The 15,950-nt window shown below is 57.9% G+C and carries 10 protein-coding genes; 8 read left to right on the top strand and 2 right to left on the bottom strand.

Annotated elements, in window-relative coordinates; genetic code table 11:
* The first annotated feature begins 172 nt into the window (after nt 1–172).
* From C1722_RS11910 to C1722_RS11895, 4 genes are all read left to right on the top strand, one after another.
* A complete protein-coding gene (locus tag C1722_RS11910) occupies nt 173–1,108 on the top strand; it encodes a LytTR family transcriptional regulator DNA-binding domain-containing protein (RefSeq protein ID WP_102379428.1) in 936 nt (311 codons plus the stop codon).
* Nucleotides 1,109–1,266: 158 nt separating this feature from the next.
* Nucleotides 1,267–3,894: a molybdopterin-dependent oxidoreductase gene (locus tag C1722_RS11905; RefSeq protein WP_102379427.1), complete on the top strand. Its 2,628-nt coding sequence runs from the start codon at nt 1,267–1,269 to the stop codon at nt 3,892–3,894.
* A gap of 21 nt (nt 3,895–3,915) precedes the next feature.
* Nucleotides 3,916–4,488, top strand: a complete 573-nt coding sequence (locus tag C1722_RS11900) for a 4Fe-4S dicluster domain-containing protein (RefSeq protein WP_102379426.1) — start codon at nt 3,916–3,918, stop codon at nt 4,486–4,488.
* A gap of 226 nt (nt 4,489–4,714) precedes the next feature.
* Nucleotides 4,715–5,467 carry a TorD/DmsD family molecular chaperone gene (locus tag C1722_RS11895; protein WP_180995185.1) on the top strand — a complete coding sequence of 251 codons (753 nt, stop codon included), beginning with the start codon at nt 4,715–4,717 and terminating at the stop codon, nt 5,465–5,467.
* Nucleotides 5,468–5,598: 131 nt separating this feature from the next.
* On the opposite strand, the gene C1722_RS11890 is transcribed toward C1722_RS11895, so the two are convergent.
* Nucleotides 5,599–7,371: a hypothetical protein gene (locus C1722_RS11890; RefSeq protein WP_146040664.1), complete on the bottom strand. Its 1,773-nt coding sequence runs from the start codon at nt 7,369–7,371 to the stop codon at nt 5,599–5,601.
* Nucleotides 7,364–7,987, bottom strand: a complete 624-nt coding sequence (locus C1722_RS11885) for an RNA polymerase sigma factor (RefSeq protein WP_180995184.1) — start codon at nt 7,985–7,987, stop codon at nt 7,364–7,366. Before C1722_RS11885 ends, C1722_RS11890 begins: the two co-directional genes overlap by 8 nt.
* A 353-nt stretch (nt 7,988–8,340) precedes the next feature.
* On the opposite strand from C1722_RS11885, the gene C1722_RS11880 reads away from it, so the two are divergent.
* The 4 genes from C1722_RS11880 (at nt 8,341) to C1722_RS11865 (ending at nt 15,824) form a co-directional block, all read left to right on the top strand.
* Nucleotides 8,341–10,059 carry a sigma-54-dependent Fis family transcriptional regulator gene (locus C1722_RS11880; protein ID WP_102379422.1) on the top strand — a complete coding sequence of 573 codons (1,719 nt, stop codon included), beginning with the start codon at nt 8,341–8,343 and terminating at the stop codon, nt 10,057–10,059.
* Nucleotides 10,060–10,354: 295 nt separating this feature from the next.
* Nucleotides 10,355–12,970, top strand: coding sequence for a molybdopterin-dependent oxidoreductase (locus tag C1722_RS11875; protein WP_102379421.1), 2,616 nt, complete (start codon nt 10,355–10,357; stop codon nt 12,968–12,970).
* Nucleotides 12,970–13,785 (top strand): 4Fe-4S dicluster domain-containing protein, encoded by an 816-nt coding sequence (locus tag C1722_RS11870; RefSeq protein ID WP_102379420.1) that lies wholly within the window; start codon nt 12,970–12,972, stop codon nt 13,783–13,785. Before C1722_RS11875 ends, C1722_RS11870 begins: the two co-directional genes overlap by 1 nt.
* A 785-nt stretch (nt 13,786–14,570) precedes the next feature.
* Nucleotides 14,571–15,824: an MFS transporter gene (locus C1722_RS11865; protein WP_102379419.1), complete on the top strand. Its 1,254-nt coding sequence runs from the start codon at nt 14,571–14,573 to the stop codon at nt 15,822–15,824.
* Nucleotides 15,825–15,950: the final 126 nt, after the last annotated feature.

Here is a 15,950-nt window from a genome sequence, read left to right as displayed (position 1 = left end):
TCGTACTGCATCGAAGCGGGAAAACAGCGAAAAGCCTACGAGCGGTTACCGAACCAACAGGGAAAGGGCGCGATCACGTGGAAGCTTTGAGATCCAAAGCATCGAAGCGCAAGGACGACGTAGACGTGGTAGACTTTTTTGCGAACACGAAGCAACTGATCGGGAGCGTTTCATGAAAGAGTACGATTCGGTCGAGAGCCTGTTGGCGGCCGAGGAATCGAGAGGCATCCACATCGAATGCAGCACTGCTGTTTCGGAGCAGGTTCGCGAAGTGGTGCGCCAGCGCTACGGGCAGCGCCGCTGCGCGTTCATGCTGTGCGACGAACTGGGGTTCGAGCGCGAATCGGTGCGGTCGTACCTCATGATGTTCGCACGCATCGCAGGACGGGGTCGCGCGGCGGTCGAGAAGGCGATCGCCCATTTCGGGCTCGTTGAGCATGCGAAAAGGAAACTGCAGGACTGCCCTAAGGCCGAGCGAACGCTTGTCGACATCGCTCGGGTGAGCCTTGCCGAACCCGAAGTGTGCTTTTGCGAGCGTCCGCTGTTCGATCTTGGAGCTCAGGCGCGCCGAGCGGTGCTCACGTGGATGGCCGAACGCGTCGAGCACGGAACAATCTTCATCACGACTGCCGAGCCGCTGCGCGAAGCGCTGCTCATGCCCGGTTCCGCATTCTGGTACGAAGATGGTCGGTTCATTGCCGCCGAGGTTGCGGAGGACGACGGATCGGACGATGCTGCAAAGATGGGCGATGTATTTCTCGGCGACGAGGTTCGCGTGTGCAAGATCCCCGCGAAAACCGAGAGCGCGACGCTTCTGCTCGACCCAAAGGACATCGACTTCGTAGAAAGCATGAACAAGGCGAACTACGTTTCGGTACGCGGCAACCTCTACCAGACGACGCTGACCATGGACGATCTCGAGAACGAGCTCGTGCGGTTCGGTTTCTTCCGCTGCCATCGTTCCTATATCGTCAACGTGCAGAAGGTTTCAAAGGTCGAGCGGTATACGCGCAACAGCTTCAACCTGACGCTCAACGATGCGTGCGAGTCGAGCATCCCTTTGGCAAAGGGCCGCGCCGACGAGCTTCGCGTGAAGTTCGGCTGGTAGGTCCTCGACCGTTTGCTGCTGGTCATTTTATCTTTTTCAAGAGGCTAACCCTTAAAAAATCTTAATGCTAGCTTTGCTCGTATCGGTTGATGATAACTGACCGAGCAGCGTATGATTGCGCATAGGGCGAGAAGATGTAGATGAGAAGGGGAGGATACATGGACGCTCATGATATAGGTGTGTCTACCAAAGGTCTCAGCCGCCGACAATTCCTGAAAGCTAGCGCAGCCGTTGCCGCATCTGCGGCAGCGTTGTCGACTTTCGGATGCGCCCCGCAGGCGAAGGTGGAGGAGAACAAGGAGCACGCGTTGCCGACGAACCTCGAAGAGGGCGGTACGTGGGTTCCAGCGGCCTGCTGGCATAATTGCGGCGGCCGTTGCGTCAACAAGGTTATGGTGAAGGAAGGCGTGGTCGTTCGCCAGAAGACGGACGATTCGCACGAAGACTCTGCCGAGTACCCGCAGCAGCGCGGATGCGTGCGCGGCAAAGCCCAACAGCAGCAATGCTTCGGTGCCGACCGCATTCTCCATCCGCTCAAGCGCAAGGGCTGGCAGCCGGGCGGCGGCGAGAACTCCAACGGTGCCATGCGCGGCAAAGACGAGTGGGAAGTGATCAGCTGGGACGAGGCGATCGAGCTTTCCTGCCAAGAGATCAAGCGCATCTCAGACGAGTACGGCCCGACGGGCTTTTACTGTAAATCGCCCGATGCGACTATCAACGTGATGTGCGGATGCGTGCGCGGGTGGGATACCACCTCTCATGGCACCTATACGCTCGGCAGCGACATGATCGGTTTGCCCGGTACCGATATCGGCAAGGCGAACGACCGCTTCGACATGATGAACGCCGAGTACGTGGTCATGTATTCGTCGAATCCGACGTGGTCTGCGGCCGGTACGCCGACGTATTATTTCATCCAGGCAAAAGAAGCCGGCGTGAAGTTCGTAACCGTCGATCCGATGTACAACGCGTCTGCCCAGATGCTCGATGCCGATTGGATTCCGGTGAGAAACGGCACCGACATGGCGTTCATGCTCGCGACGGCATACGAAATGCTGCGCCTCGATGAAGAGGAAGGCGATATCGTCGATTGGGACTTCCTCAACGCCTACACCGTCGGCTTCGATGCCGATCACATGCCCGACGATGCGAAGCTCAGCGAGAATCTCAAAGACTACGTGCAGGGAGTCTACGACGGCACGCCCAAAACGCCCGAATGGGCCGAGCCGATCTGCGGAGTTCCGCCCGAGCAGGTTACCGAGTTCGCGCGAATCCTCGGCAAGAACAACAAGACCTACCTGCTGCACAACTACGGCATGGTGCGCTGCAACGGCTCCGAGATGATCCCGCAGATGCTCATGGCGCTCGGTGCCATGGGCGGTCATATGGGCAAGTCGGGCCACGCGTGCGGCGGCGCCTATCACGCTAACTGCGGCAACTACGGGCCGAACCTCGTGACCGCTGGCAACGCCAAGAAGCCGAAGACGACCAATCCCGTTTCCACGGGTGTTCGCCAACCGCAGCTCTACGACATCATTCTCGAAGGCGGCGGCGAGGTTCTCGACGTTTCGAACTCGTACGCGAACTTCCACGAGCCCATTCCGACCACGCTCGGCCCCATCAAGGGCATCTTCCATGTGACGGATGCAACGCTGCAGACGTCGCTTCATCAGAAGGCGGGCATCGAGGCTCATCGTGCTGTCGATTTCGTGCTCACGCGCGCACAGTTCATGACGACGAACGCCGTGTACTCCGACATTATTCTTCCGGTGACCACCGAGTGGGAGCGCCCCGGCGGCGTGACCACCTGCAACCGCGAATTCGTGTACTGCTATTCGAAGGTGACCGATCCGATCGGCGAATCCAAGACCGATCAGGAGATCGGCGTCCTGCTGCTCGAAGGTATGGGCATGGATCCCGCGCTTGCATACGATACGTCGGAGACCCAGCAGTTCTTCGAGCAGATCGCGGGAAGCAAGATCATGGGCAAGAGCGGCGAGATGGAGCCCTTGGTGACCATCACCGATGCCGACATCGCCGAGTGGGGCGTTGAGGGCGAGGCGCAGGAAGGCGTGATCTCCCTGGCCGATTTCGTCGCCAACGGCGGCTACCAGTTCAAACGCACGCCCGATGACGGCTACGGCTTCATCGGCTACGAGGACTTCGTAACCGATCCTGAGGCTAATCCGCTTCCGAGCGCAAGCGGCAAGCTCGAGATATACTGCCAGGCGCGCTACGACCTCATGGCCTCGTTCCAATACGACGGCATCGAGCAGTTCAAGCCGTATCCCACCTACGTCGTTCCCTGCGTGGGCTACGAATCGACGTTCAAAGACGGTGCGATCGGCGGGGAGAAGGGCGAGTACCCCTACATCATGTACAACCCGCATTACCTGCGGCGCTCGCACTCCGTCTTCGACAACTGCCCCTGGCTGCGCGAGACGTGGGCGAACCCGGTGTTCCTGAATCGCCAGGACGCGAAGGAAAAGGGCATAGAGGAGGGCGATACGGTGCTCATCAGCGCACCCGCAGGCCAAGGCCTGCGCACCGCTGCGATCCTCGACATCCTCATGCCGGGCGTCGTCGGCGTGCCTCACGGCGCATGGGTCGACGTTGACGAGAAGACCGGTGTCGATCGCGCGGGTTCCGACAACTATCTGATCGGCGCAGAGTACGGCGGCATGGGCGTATCCGGTTACAACAACCAGATCTGCAATGTTGAAAAATACGACGGCGAAGCGCTGGCGCCCGATTGCGATTGGCCGCAACGGATCGTTTCCGCCTAGGCTGCGAGGGAGTTGATAGAGATGTCTGTTGGATTTTACTTCGATATGACCCGGTGCACGGGCTGCCGCGCATGCCAGGTTGCATGTAAGGATAAGAACCGTCTGGATGTCGGAACCGTTTTCCGATACGCAAAGACCTTTTCGGTTGGAAGCTTCCCGAGCGTTTCGGGATACAGCTACTCCGCGAGCTGCAACCACTGCGGCGCTCCGGCGTGCATGGCCGCCTGTCCGACGGGGGCGATCTACCGTGCCGACGACGGCACCGTGATCATCGATCAGGAGGTGTGCACGGGCGAGGCTTCGTGCACAACGGCGTGCCCCTACGGCATTCCGCAGATCCTGCCGAGCGGCAAGGCCGGCAAGTGCGACGGCTGCTATGCCATCCGCGAAGCCGGCGGACAGCCCGCTTGCGTTGCCGGCTGCCCGAATCGCGCGCTCGATTTCGGCGACTTCGACGAGTTGAAGGCGAAGTACGGTGCCGATCTTGTGAGCGAGGTCGCCGTTCTTCCTTCCGCCGATACCACGGCGCCGAGCCTTCTCATCAAGGCAAAGGACGCGGCGAACGACACGAACTACGTAGAAGTCAACTGGTAGGAGCGAAGGGCTTGAAGCCTTGCCGTTTGGCTGAAGGCTCATACGGCTGAAAAGGGCCCGGGATTCATCGAACGAAAGATCCCGGGCCCTTCGTTTACCTTTCCGCGTTCTCCCGAGTCAAGGCGCGGGGAACGAAGCGCAAAAGCGCGCGCTCGCATGTATTGGTACACTGCTGGCACGATGAAGGAGCGCCGCTGTGCGGTATGGCGGCTGGAGGAGGATGAACATGGAAGAGCAGATGATCGAGGCCCTGGGAATGCGTCTCGCCAACAGAGCCTACCTGTATCGAATATTTCACATTGTGTTCGGCGCGGAGCCGACGAGCGAGGAGCTTGCTACGATCGGCTCGGCAAAGACCGTCGAGGCATTTCGCTACTTTGCCGATGCTGTTCGAACGCAAGCCGGTGGCGTAGGAGTTGATGGGGGCGGCGGCGCCGAGGCGTCCGCCGACGAGCTTGCGAAGGCTGCCGAGCTGCTCGCCTTGCTCGGCGAGAAAGCAGACGATGGCGAATGCGTCGACTCGCTGAAGTCCGCGTTTACGCGCTTGTTCCTCGCGCCCGGCGAATCGTACGTTTACCCGTGGGAGTCTCCGTACATCGGCAAGGAGGTCATGCTCTTTCAGGAAAGCACGCTCGACGTGCGCAACCGTTACGCCGAATACGGGTTTGCCGCTGTCGAATACGGTCATTTTCCCGAGGACCATGTATCCATGATGCTCGATTTCCTCGCGCACCTGAGCACTCGTGCGTTCGATGCTTTCGAGAGCGAAGAGGATGACGAAACGAGGCGGATCCTTGCCTCCCAAGGCGATTTTATTGCAGCGCATCTGACGGATTGGCTGCCTTCGTTTTGCGAGCGCCTTGCCGAAAAGGACGCATCGGGCGTCTACGCCCGATTGGGCTGTGCGCTCAAGGCCTTCCTCGCGATGGACAAACGGTTCGTCAGCGAGGCGTTGGAAGACGGGTTCGCATCCGCATAGGGGGCGCTCGTTCTTTCGTTTTTTCGGGCACATGGGAACCGCCCGTCGCCTGGCGGGCGGCGGGCGGTTCTGTTCTTTCTCTCGCGGTGTTTTCCATTTGCGGTTGCTATCGATTTGGCAGCTGAGTTCGCTTACTCGTTCGTCAATGCGAGCTCCATGCCGCTGAGCGTGCCTTCCGAAGGAACGCCGGTGTTGTCGGCATAGGCGAGGAAGAATAGGCTCGGGTCGTCGAGCACGACATCGGGCACGATGGCGAGCCAGCGCACGGTGGTCGTTTCACCGGGTTCGAGAGTGAAGTCTCGGTATACGGCGGCGTTCGGGGCGTCCCATCCGCCGTTTGTGAGGGCAAACGAGCGCGCAAGAGCGGTCGATACATGGCCTTCGTCATCGATCACGGCGTATTCCCCGTAAAAGCCCCCGTCGCCCGTCATCTCGGTGGCCTTTGCGCCGGCATTGGCTATGGTCGCCTCCATAACCACCCAGGAGAAACCTTCGGATTCGCCCGTGATGGTACCGTTCTCGTCGATCGTATAGCCGTCGATCTGGCTGACAACGCGGTTGTAGTATTCCCAGCTGTGCATGCCGCTGCGAAGATCGTCAAGCGTGATGCCGTCGGGCAGCTGAGTGCTGCGCGAGAGCATTTGCAGGTCGGTGAGCGTAAACGAGGTTCCCATGTCGGCCGTGAACGGGATGCTGTCGGTTGCGGCGTGGATATCCTGCTTGCCGATAACGACGTCGTCTCCGAGGGGCCTCAAAAGGTCCTGCCGTTCGAAGGGCAGTGGATCGCTCGCCGCGCCCTCGTACTCGTTGGCGTTCTCGAGCGATTCGGGGAAGGGCTCGTGGCTTGTCTTCTCTACGGTGCCGTAGAGCGTGTGCACGTAGTCGGTGTATTGCTGAAGGCCGCTCGGATCGACTATTTCGGGCGTGAGGGAGAGCTCCCATAGGCCGTCTTCGCTCTGCTGCATGGATGCCTTGACGTCGGCGGCGTGCAGTTCGATGACCTGCGTGGTGGTGTGACCGTCTTCGAATGTTGCGGTGATGGTGAGCGTTGCGCCGTCGAAGAGGTCGATGATCGCATCCGTGGCTTCCATGCCGTCGCCATTGCCGCCGTAGTCTTCGTTGGTCCAGAATCCGAAACTGCACGACGAAGAGCTATCGTCCATTGCCACGTCGATGGTGGAACCGAGTTTTTTGGTGAGTTCGACGCTCCACTGCTTCGCAGGATCGTCTTTTGCCAGAGCGTCAGGCGATCCGACGATGCTCACGTAGTCGTATTCGTCATAGTACTCGCCGAGCCCGCGCGCGGTAGGCTTCCATGAAACGAGCTCGTTCCAGCGATCGGGGTTTTCTCCTGCGGTGACGGTTTCCTGGGTGGAGCGGTAGAGCGCGCCAGTCGATACCGATGCCTGGATGCGCGTGAGTCCCTCACCCCCGACGCGGAACAGGCATCCCGTGTAATACCCTTCCGCAAGGTAGGCTTCTTTGCTGCTGATTCCGTGGGCGTCGGCGGAGCGGCTGAAAACGATCTGGTTCTCGGTGCCCATCTCGAGGATGGAATCGCTGTCAGCCGCGTAGGCCTGCACGGTGAAGTCGGGCGTTGCGTTGAAGATGCCGAACGGGCCACCGGTATCGAAGCTGGTTACGAGGCCGACTGCGAGCGCAATGGCGGCAAGGCAGGCCGCTGCGGGCAGCGCGATGCGCCCCAAAGAGCGGCGCTGCCTTGCTGCGGGCGGTACTGCAGCCGGCTTCGTTTGCTCATTGTGCTCGGCGGCTGCCGAGGGCGCTGTGTTTCGCTCGCGCGGATGTTGCCCAGCTGCGGCGGCTATCGTGCGTTTCTGGTCTTCGGTGAGCGTAACGCGCTTTTGGGAATCTGCGTACACTGTCCAAAACTCGTTCTCATTCATTGGTGCCCCTCATCTTAAGCTTGAGCGAGGCCCGTGCACGATGAAGGTGCGAACGCACCGTTGCCGGGTTCTCGTCGGTGATTTGTGCGATCTCGTTGGTCGAATAACCCTCGAAATAATGAAGATGCACGGCAATGCGTTGCCGTTCGGGAAGGGCTGCAACCATGCTTCTGACGAAGGCTTCGTTCGATGTGCTGTCGGCGTCGCAGAATGCGATGCTGTCGCGTTCGATCGAAGCGTTCTCGAGGGCGATCTGTGTTTCCTCGCCTGTTGCCTGACGCGTTTTCCAAGGGTTGCGATGCACGTCGGCGCAGCAGGTGAGCGTGACCCGCAAAAGCCACGCCTTCAGATGCTCGCTATCCTTGATGGGCTTGGTGCTTTGGCATAGCTTCATGAATACGGTCTGCACAACATCTTCGGCGTCGGCGCGATTGCCGACACGGCAGAGCGCAAGCCGAAAAACGGTATCGCCCCATTGCTCAACGGCGTGCTCGATGTTGATGCAGCATGCCTGCACGTAATCCCTTTCACGTTGCTTCGGACGAGAGCTATGGCATTCTGGTTTGATTGTGGCTGGTGCCCACATGCGCGTGCGGGCAACGTTCGTTTCATCCATATCAGGAGCTCCTTTCAACCATAATACGGAGAAACGCGCACACATGTTGCACGATTGCGTGAAAAACCTGACATGCAGTATCGGTGCGCGCGCCGGGAGGTGCCTAATGCAAGATCTACAACGGGTTGCGCTCGGGTTCGCGTGCGGCAGTCGTAGGGCGGCATCGATTGCTGCCCGAGGCATTCAAGATTTCATCAGCTGTATCGAAAATCGCATGCCCGTCTTGGCGGCCGCTCCGCGCGGCGCCTTAGTAGGTTGCGTAGCCGAGCTTGTCAAGCAATTGCTCGCGATGGGCAACCGCGATGCTGTAAAATGCGGCATCGTGTTAGTTCGCGAAAAAGGGGGCGCTCGGGATGAGCATTGTGAACTCGCGTTTGAATGCACTTTCGTCTGACAAAGAAAAATCATCGTATCTCGCTAAAATCAGAGCGAACAAGGATGAGTTGGTCAGGATGGGTGAGAGCCTGTTCAAAACGCCAAGCGTTGAGCCGGAGGTCGCGGTTTCGTGGGTTGCGTCGCGCAATGCCGGCGTTGATCCGTACGCTTCGACGAATTCCGAGGGAATCGATTACGAAGAGCTGTTAAAACGACTTGCTGAAAACGCCGATACCATTGCGGTGGTGGACGAGGTCATAGAGTCTTTCCGCGGCGTTTTGAGAAAAGTGGTCACCTCGGTGTTCTATGCCGATAGCGAAGGCGTGGTTCTCTACTTGTTCGAAGGCGATGTCTCCAACGACAATTACCGGCAATTCGGTACGCGTGTCGGCGGCTTGTGGCGGGAAGACGTTACGGGTACTTCCGCCGTTTCCCTGTGCGTTAAGCACCAAGATGTTGTTCAGTTGGTAGGGCCGGAGCACTACCGTGTTGTCATGCAGGATCATTTGACCACGGCAGTTCCCATCCGCGATGGCGAAGGGGAGTTTATCGGCGTATTGGCGATGACCACGCTGCACAACAAAGTCGGTACGGGTCTTTCCTATGCGCAGCCCTATATGCTCGGACTGTCTATGGCGCTTGCTTCTTCTATCGAGGGGACGATAAGGCTCAAAACCAGATCGTTGGATACGGCAACCGAAAAAGAAAAGGACGAATACCCTTTCAGAGAGCTTCGCGAGGGCGTGTGGAACTTACCCAGATTCGATGATTTCGTAGGATCGAGCGCTTCTCTTTCGAATGCGAAAAAGCTCGCAAAGCAAGCTGCTGCCACAGGTATGAATGTTCTGATCAGCGGAGAGATGGGCGTAGGGAAGCTCATGCTTGCCAAAATCATTGCTGCAAAGCGAGGGGTGAGCCCCGAATCCCTTATGATGCTGTCGTTTTCGGGTATACCCGAGTCCATCCTCGAAGAGGAGGTTTTCGGCAAGGAGAGTTTGGGGGGAGGCGCTGAAAAGGTCGGCATCCTCGAGCAAGCGAAGGATGGCGTGCTCATCATTCTCGATGTCGGCGATATTCCCGCAAAGATTCAGCACGCGCTTCTGAATGCGATAGAGGAGCAGTCGTTTTGCAGGGTCGGGGGATCGGTTCGCGTGCCGTTGGGATCGCCCCAGATCGTTTCTACGTCCGAGATCGATTTGATAGAGCTCGTCAGATCCGGCAAGCTGAGAAGCGACTTGGCCATCACGCTTTCGTCGGTATCGATTTCGATCCCACCGCTGCGCGAAAGACGCGATGATGAGCGCATGCTCATCGGCTACCTGATAAAACGTGAAAGCGAGCGGCTCGGGGTTGCTCCGCCGCGCCTTACTTCTCGCGCCATGCAGGTTTTGCTCGCAGCGCAGCTTCCGGGTAACGTACGCCAATTGCGAAACATCCTGCAATACGCAATCGTCGTTTCGGAGAAACAGACGATCGAAGCAGAAGATTTTCCGCTCAGCATAGAAGAGGGTGCATCCAACGGGCTCGCAGATACCGATGGGAGTCGGGTGCTAACCCTGAAAGAGGCCGAGCAAAAGGCGATAGAGCATGCCCTCGAGTTCACGAACGGGAACATTCGCGAAGCGGGGCGGGTTTTAGGCATAAGCAGGTCTACGCTTTACAGGAAAATGGAAGAATACCGCATTGTCTGTAAATAAATGTACATTCGATGGAGCAACTATGTAATTCAATTTCAGCGTCGACCGGTCATTTTGGTTCGGTTTCCCACAATCGAACATGTATCAAAATGGGACATATAGATAACGTCGAAATGTGTCTTATTATGGGACACATTTTTTGTTTTCCCTCGTTAATGGTCGATAAAACATAGAACAAATGTTGCAGATTCTAACCTCCTATAATCAAAATCCGCTACTGGACAGCTGATTCGAACGGGCGAAATCCCGCCGAATCTATAAGCGAGCCATAGGACAAGGAGAGAGGAGAATCTGCATGAGCGAGCCCATCAAGATCAAGGACAAAACGGTCCTCAAGGGTCTTGGCTTCGACAGCTTCGGCCAGGGGTCGAATTCCTGCGAAGTCGACGTTCTCGACGGAAAGATCGTACGTACGCGCCCGTTCCACTACAACTATAAGAATGCCTACGATCCCATGGAAAAGAATCCCTGGAAAATCGAGGCTCGCGGCCATACGCTGGTCGCGAAGGAAGAATCGCTTCTGTGCCCGTTCGAGCTGGCATACAAGCTGCGCGCCTATTCGCCCAACCGCATTCCGTTTCCGTTGAAGCGCGTCGACTGGGAACCCGGCGGAGACCCCGAAAAGATCAACGCCGAGAACCGCGGTATTTCAAAGTTCGTGCGCATCAGCTGGGACGAGGCCACGACTATCATCGCAAACGAGATCAGGCGCATGGAATCGCAATACGGCCTGACTGCTATCCTTGCGCAATGCGATGGCCATGGCGAGACGAAGAGCATACACGGTCCGCACGGCTGCCAAACGCACCTGCTGCAGTTGCTGGGCAACTACACTCAGCAGATCCGCACCCCCGACAGTTGGGAAGGCTGGGTTTGGGGTGCGAAACATGTTTGGGCCCAGTTCCCTGTGGGCCAGCAGCGCCAGGTGAATATGCTCAAGGATATCTGCGAGCATTCCGAAATGATGCTGTACTGGGGTTCCGATCCCGAGGCCATGTGCTGGGGCTGGGGCGGTCAGACGGCAAGCCACATCGCTTACCATTTCGATAAACTCGGCATTAAAAACGTATTCGTATCGCCTGATTTCAACTACACTGCGGCAGCGCATCCGGGCAAGTGGATTCCCGTTCTCCCCAACACCGACTCCGCTCTTCAGTGCGCTATCGCCTACACGTGGATTACCGAGGGTCTCTACGATCGCGAGTATATCGACACGCACTCGATCGGGTTCGAGTGGTTCGAGTCCTATGTTATGGGCGGCATCGACGATGTGATCAAGACCCCGAAATGGGCAGAAGAGATCTGCGGTGTGCCCGCCCGTATCATCAAGGCGTTTGCTCGCGATTGGGCCGCACATGTGACGGTAATCTCGCACTGCAACGGCGGCGGCTACATCCGCTCTGCGTACTCGCACGAGCCTGCCCGTCTCGAGGTTGTGCTTTTGGCTATGCAGGGTCTCGGCAAGCCCGGTTCCGGTCAGTTCATCTACTTCCAATGGCAGCTGTTCGGCATGCAATCGACCAATGCGGGTCCGCGTTCTTCGATTATTCCGAGCATCGAGGGCTGCTATCACGGTATCGATCAAGCCTTCATCCCCGAGTCCTTCATCCCGAAAACCCTTATTCCGAAGGCGATCCTCGGCGATTGGTCTGAAGAGAATCCGCTGAAATGGCACAGCTTCACGCATTGTTCGCTGCCCGCCTCAGACCAGTTCGACGAGTACCAGTACCCTGTGCCGGGCGCTTCTCCCATCCACATGATCTGGACCGACACACCCTGCTGGACCACGTGCTGGAACGGCGGCAACGAGATGATCGAGGCTGCCCGCTCGTCCAAGATAGAGTTCATCCTGGCCCAGCATCCTTGGTTCGAGAACGACTGCCTGTTCGCCGACATCCTTCTGCCCGTCAATACCAAGTTCGAGGAAGAGGACTTCGCCGACGACCTGCTGAACGGCTTCTACAACCACATCTTCTATGAAGCCCCGGCCATCGAGCCGATCGGCGAGTCGAAGAGCGACTGGGAATGCGTGCTCGAGGTTGCCAAGAAGCTCGGCGTTTACGATGAACTGTCTGAAGGACTTACCTACGAGGACCTTATCTATCGCGGCTGGGAGAAATCTCGCTGTGCCGACAACGTGAGCTACGAGGACTTCCGCAAGAACGAGTACTACGTCATCCCGACTGCCGAGGATTGGGAAGAAGACGAGCCCGGCTTGCATGCCTTCTGGCGCGATCCGCAGAACAATCCGCTTGACACCCCGTCGGGTTTGCTCGAGATCTACTCCCCGTCGTTGGCGTATAACTTCCCCGACGACGAAGAGCGCCTGCCCTATCCGCGCTACATGGGCGACGGTGAGTCGCATCAGGAAAGCCGCTTCTCCCCGCGTGCGAAGGATTACCCCTATGTCATGATGTCCAACCATCCGCGCTGGCGCGTGCATGCGAACATGGACGACGTTCCGTGGTTCCAGGAGATCGAAACCAGCAAGGTTCATGGCGACGACGGCTATCCTTACGAACCCGTATGGATCAACTCTGCCGACGCTGTCGAGCTGGGTATCGAAGACGGCGATATCGTCGAGATCCACAACGAACGCGGCATGGTGCTCGGCGGTGCGTACGTTACCGAGCGCATCATGAGGGGCGCGGTCAACCAGGATCATGGCGCTCGCCTCGATCCGTTGGAGTTCGGCGTTGCCGACCGTGGCGGCGCGAACAACATCATCTGCCCGACAAACGTGACCTCCAAGCACTGCGCTGGCGAAGTTACCAATGGCTTCTTGGTCGGTCTGAAGAAGGCAAACATGGATGAGCTACGCGCTCGTTACCCCGAGGCCTTCGAGCGCAAGTTCGACGCTGCAACGGGCATGGTTATCAGCGATTGGGTCATCGAAGGAGATGAAGAGTAATGAAGGTATTCGTCATCGACGAACAGAAATGCAACGGTTGCCATAACTGCCAGATCGCCTGCAAAGACGAGCATTGCGGCAACGATTGGAGCCCCATCTCGCTTCCGCAGCCGCTTACGGGTCAATTCTGGGTAAAGGTCGATGAGAAGACGGTCGGCCAGACCCCGAAAGTGCGCGTCGACTATCACGTGACGCGTTGCAACCACTGCGAGAATGCCCCGTGTATGGCGGCCGGCGAAAACGGAGCAGTGTATCGTCGCGAGGATGGTCTCGTGATCATCGATCCGGTTGCTGCGAAGGGTCAGAAGGCCATCGTGGATGCATGCCCCTACGGTGTGGTGTTCTGGAACGAGGAGCTTGAGGTTGCGCAGAAATGCACGGGTTGCGCCCATCTTCTCGATGCGGGCGAAAAACCTCATTGCGTCGACGTGTGCACGACGGGTGCCCTGCGTTTCGGCGAATACGAGGAGTTCGCCGAGGAACTCGAGGGAGAAAACGTCGAGGTTATGAAGCCCGAACTGGGTACCAAGCCGCACGTGTACTACCTCAACCGCCCCAAGCTTTTCTATGCGGGAGATGCTTACGATCCCGATTTGGACGAGTGTCTGGAAAACGCCAAGGTCACGCTCGTTCGCGAGAGCGACGGAGCGGTTTTCGAACAGGTTACCGACATCTACGGTGATTTCTGGTTTGACGGTCAGGTGGTTGGCAGCCATGAGCTGCGTATTGAGTGCAAGGGCTACGAAGCCGTCGTCAAAAAGTTTGATGCCGATGAGTGCCTGAATCTCGGGAGCTTTCCGATGAGCAAAGCTTAAGCCTGCAAGCGATGCGATTCCAATCAAGGGTGCCCGTCGCCAAAGCGGGCGGGCATCCTCGTTGATGAAAACCGAAGCAATGAAAGAAAGAGAGTTCGAATATGTGTTTTAGACCTGCAATGGCATCAGCTGAAATCAAGTGTCCTCGCTGCGGGCATCCCATCGAAGCGAAGGACGGCGAGGTTTGCCCGAAATGCGGTCTTACCAAGGCCGATGTTGAGGGTGGGAACCTCGTTCCGAAGCCGGGCGGGCTTGTCCCGCCCCCGCCTGCACCCCCTAAGGCCCGGTAGGTCCGGGGGATCGCGTGTCTCGAGCGGAACTCGGTAAAGTAGCGGTACTCGTCTGCTCGGACGATACTGTCGTCGAGTGGGAGGTGGATGCGGGGATTACGGTTGCGCAGGCACTGGAGTCTCTTGGCTATCCTGCGAAGACTCCCTGTGGGGGTATGGGTCATTGCTGCTCGTGCACTACGAAAGTGTGGCGCAGCGGCGAAGCTTCGCCTACGAGGGTCCGCGCTTGCCGAGAGGTTGTACTGGGGGGAATGCGCATCTATCCGGCTCAACCCGAAAGGGTTTCCATTCCGGTGCCGCCTTTGCCCAAAACGACGTTTCCTCGAGTAAGGGGTTGACGGCTGCCGCTCGGGTCTTCGCACGGGCAAACCGGTCTTTTGCGTCATGGATTTGGCATTGCCATGCGGGCAAGGCGATAGGGGCAGGGGAATGCTCCCTCACGCAGTGCGTTGCCCGCATGCCATGAAATACAAACAATGAAGGAAGGGTTTAGAAATGGCCTCAAATGAAACAACAGCTTCGCCGAGCAAGTGGCGCTGGCTCGTTCTCGTGACATGCTTCTTGCTCTATCTGTTCGGCAATTACTCTTCGTTCGCCATGGGGCTTACGATGGTTCCCGTGCGCGAGGTTATGGGTATCGATGCGGCAGCTGGCGGTATGCTCTCATCTATTCTAATGTTCGGCGCAGTGATCGGCTGCGTTCTCGCAGGTCGTCTTGCTTCTACGTGGGGAAGCCGCAACGTGATCATCGCTTCCGGCGTGGTCATCGGCCTTTGCTGCATCGCATGCTCGCAGATTGCCGACTACAATGCATGGCTCGTCATCAGGTTCATCAACGGCCTGGCATACGGCGCGCAGCTTGGCCCGGTGGTCACGATCGCCGCTGACCATTGGGTGGGTAAGCATCAGAATACCGCTACGGCGTTCATCCTCTCGAGCTTCCCGATCGCAGGCCTCTCGGCGTCGTTTGTCACTAAGATGTTCGCGGCTGACTATACGATGGTTTGGCTTGTTTGCGGTCTTGTCATCATTCCTGCGTTGCTCGTGCTTCTCGTTCCGAGCGACAAGCTCAGCGCCGAACAGGTTGCCGCTCAGGCAAAGAAGGGCGAAAGCGTCGGCTTCGGCTCCATCTTCGAGGGAAACCTCAAGTTCGTTACCATTTTCGCCATCATTGTGAGTTTCATGAACATGGCGGGCGTTTGGGCGCTCGGCACCTGGCTGCCCTCTTGGCTCATGAACGAGCGCGGTCTGACCACAGATATCATGGCTAACTTCTCCATGGTCAACTACCTCGGTGGTTTTGTGGGGTACTTCTTCTGGTCTTGGCTGGGAAAGAAAATCACCAACCCCAAGTCGCTTATCGTAGGCTACTTCGCAACTGCGGCAGCTATGGTCGTCTACATTATCATGCCTGGCACCGATCTGCTATTCTACTGGGGTCCTGTCGTGTACTTCTGCCAGGCTGTTAATGTTATGTGCTCCATCACCTTCGCTGCTGCATTCCCTCGTCTTATCAGGGCGTATGGTGCTGGTACCTGCTTCAACGTTGGTCGTGTTGGCTCTATCATCTCGCCTTATACCACCGCCATCATCGGCACTGCTCTCGGACTCACTGCCGGTTTGGCTACCGTTCCGGTGTTCTACGCGGTGGGCGGCCTGTTCGGCTTCGGTCTCAACCGCTTCGTGAAGAAGCAGGAGAGCCTCGATTCTCAGGAGAGCTTCGAAGCTGCTGAAAGCGTCGAGAAATAAGCTTGCCGTTTTAGTCGGCGGCAGCGCGGGAGCGGGCAATGGGTACCGTAGCGCGCCGCCGACTTTTGCCGGTATGGATCGACAAATGTGCGACGGGCTCGATCCCGTCCGCACTCCCAAAATAGG

It is taken from the genome of Raoultibacter timonensis, from assembly GCF_900240215.1.
GTDB classification, from domain to species: domain Bacteria; phylum Actinomycetota; class Coriobacteriia; order Coriobacteriales; family Eggerthellaceae; genus Raoultibacter; species Raoultibacter timonensis.
The sequence above is the reverse complement of the archived record's forward strand: the minus strand, read 5'-3'. Positions and strand labels throughout refer to the sequence as shown.

Excerpts from the sequence above, each read along its gene's own strand:
- C1722_RS11910 (WP_102379428.1), top strand. The coding sequence starts at position 173 with ATGAAAGAGTACGATTCGGTCGAGAGCCTGTTGGCGGCCGAGGAATCG.
- C1722_RS11905 (WP_102379427.1), top strand. The coding sequence starts at position 1,267 with ATGGACGCTCATGATATAGGTGTGTCTACCAAAGGTCTCAGCCGCCGA.
- C1722_RS11900 (WP_102379426.1), top strand. The coding sequence starts at position 3,916 with ATGTCTGTTGGATTTTACTTCGATATGACCCGGTGCACGGGCTGCCGC.
- C1722_RS11895 (WP_180995185.1), top strand. The coding sequence starts at position 4,715 with ATGGAAGAGCAGATGATCGAGGCCCTGGGAATGCGTCTCGCCAACAGA.
- C1722_RS11890 (WP_146040664.1), bottom strand. The coding sequence starts at position 7,371 with ATGAATGAGAACGAGTTTTGGACAGTGTACGCAGATTCCCAAAAGCGC.
- C1722_RS11885 (WP_180995184.1), bottom strand. The coding sequence starts at position 7,987 with ATGGATGAAACGAACGTTGCCCGCACGCGCATGTGGGCACCAGCCACA.
- C1722_RS11880 (WP_102379422.1), top strand. The coding sequence starts at position 8,341 with ATGAGCATTGTGAACTCGCGTTTGAATGCACTTTCGTCTGACAAAGAA.
- C1722_RS11875 (WP_102379421.1), top strand. The coding sequence starts at position 10,355 with ATGAGCGAGCCCATCAAGATCAAGGACAAAACGGTCCTCAAGGGTCTT.
- C1722_RS11870 (WP_102379420.1), top strand. The coding sequence starts at position 12,970 with ATGAAGGTATTCGTCATCGACGAACAGAAATGCAACGGTTGCCATAAC.
- C1722_RS11865 (WP_102379419.1), top strand. The coding sequence starts at position 14,571 with ATGGCCTCAAATGAAACAACAGCTTCGCCGAGCAAGTGGCGCTGGCTC.